This is a genomic window from Mycobacterium simiae (assembly GCF_008370645.1).
In the GTDB taxonomy this organism is placed as follows: domain Bacteria; phylum Actinomycetota; class Actinomycetes; order Mycobacteriales; family Mycobacteriaceae; genus Mycobacterium; species Mycobacterium simiae_A.
The window spans coordinates 1-1,407 of the sequence record NZ_VTZN01000383.1 but is presented as its reverse complement, the minus strand read 5'-3'; the positions used below and the strand labels follow the sequence as shown (position 1 = coordinate 1,407).

General features: G+C 62.0%; 2 protein-coding genes. Both read left to right on the top strand.

Annotated elements, in window-relative coordinates:
• The coding region (locus F0Q45_RS25955; protein WP_223163955.1) for a thioredoxin domain-containing protein at nucleotides 1-229 on the top strand (229 nt) is incomplete at its 5' end.
• Nucleotides 230-361: 132 nt separating this feature from the next.
• Nucleotides 362-1,407 (top strand): N-acetylmuramoyl-L-alanine amidase (locus tag F0Q45_RS25950; RefSeq protein WP_149656587.1); only part of this gene is annotated, 1,046 nt, incomplete at its 3' end.

Below are 1,407 nucleotides of genomic sequence, written 5' to 3'. Positions count from 1 at the left end.
GATGGTGGCACCGGTGCTGGAAGAGATCGCGGCCGAGCGTTCGGGCAACCTAACCGTTGCCAAGCTCGATGTGGACGCCAATCCTGAAACGGCGCGCAACTTTCAGGTCGTGTCCATTCCTACCATGATCCTTTTCAAAGACGGCCAACCCGTCAAACGTATCGTTGGGGCCAAAGGCAAAGCAGCGTTGCTGCGCGAGCTTTCTGACGTGGTTCCTAACCTGGCCTAGCCGTCATTCGGGCGCTGCCTGGGTGCCCAGATTAGCCTGGCGTTTTCCCGAAATTGGCAAGGATCTGCGACAATACCGGTTAGCTGTCTTGTTTGCGGCAGCGAAGTCAGTGAGTCCCGGAGGGCCTTTGGTATGCCGAGTCAGCGCCGCGAAGACGGCGACGCGCTGCGCTGTGGCGACCGTAGCGCCGCCGTCGCCGAGATCCGGGCGGCGCTGGCCGCGTTGGGGATGTTGGAGAATCCGGACGACGATCTGACCACCGGCCGGCACGTTGCCGCCGACATGTTCGATGCCGAGCTTGACCGGGCGGTGCGTGCCTTTCAGCAGCATCGCGGACTGTTGGTCGACGGGATCGTCGGAGAGGCCACTTATCGGGCGCTGAAGGAGGCTTCGTACCGACTCGGCGCTCGGACGCTCTATCACCAATTCGGCGCCCCACTGTACGGCGACGACGTTGCGACGCTGCAGGCCCGGTTGCAAGACCTTGGTTTCTACACCGGGCTGGTCGACGGGTATTTCGGGTTGCAGACCCACAACGCCCTGATGTCGTATCAGCGTGAATACGGGCTGGCTTCCGACGGTATTTGCGGCCCAGAAACGTTGCGCTCCTTGTACTTTCTGAGTTCGCGAGTCAGCGGTGGCTCCCCGCACGCTATTCGGGAAGAAGAGCTGGTCCGCCGTTCCGGCCCCAAGCTGTCCGGCAAGCGCATCATCATCGATCCCGGCCGTGGTGGCGCCGATCACGGTCTCATCACACAAGGACCGGCCGGGCCAATTAGCGAAGCAGACGTGTTGTGGGATTTGGCAAGTCGGCTCGAAGGGCGTATGTCCGCTATTGGCATGGAGACGTTTCTGTCGCGACCGGCCAACCGCAGCCCCTCAGATGCCGAACGCGCCGCTACGGCTAATGCCGTGGGCGCAGACCTGATGATCAGCCTGCGCTGCGAAACCCAGTCCGGCCCTTCGGCGAACGGCGTAGCCTCGTTTCACTTCGGTAACTCGCATGGTTCGGTATCCACCATCGGCCGTAACCTCGCCGACTTTATTCAACGAGAAGTGGTGGCGCGCACCGGCTTGCGCGATTGCCGAACGCATGGCCGGACGTGGGATCTGTTGCGGCTAACCCGAATGCCTACGGTTCAGGTCGACGTCGGCTATATCACCAACCCGCGTGATCG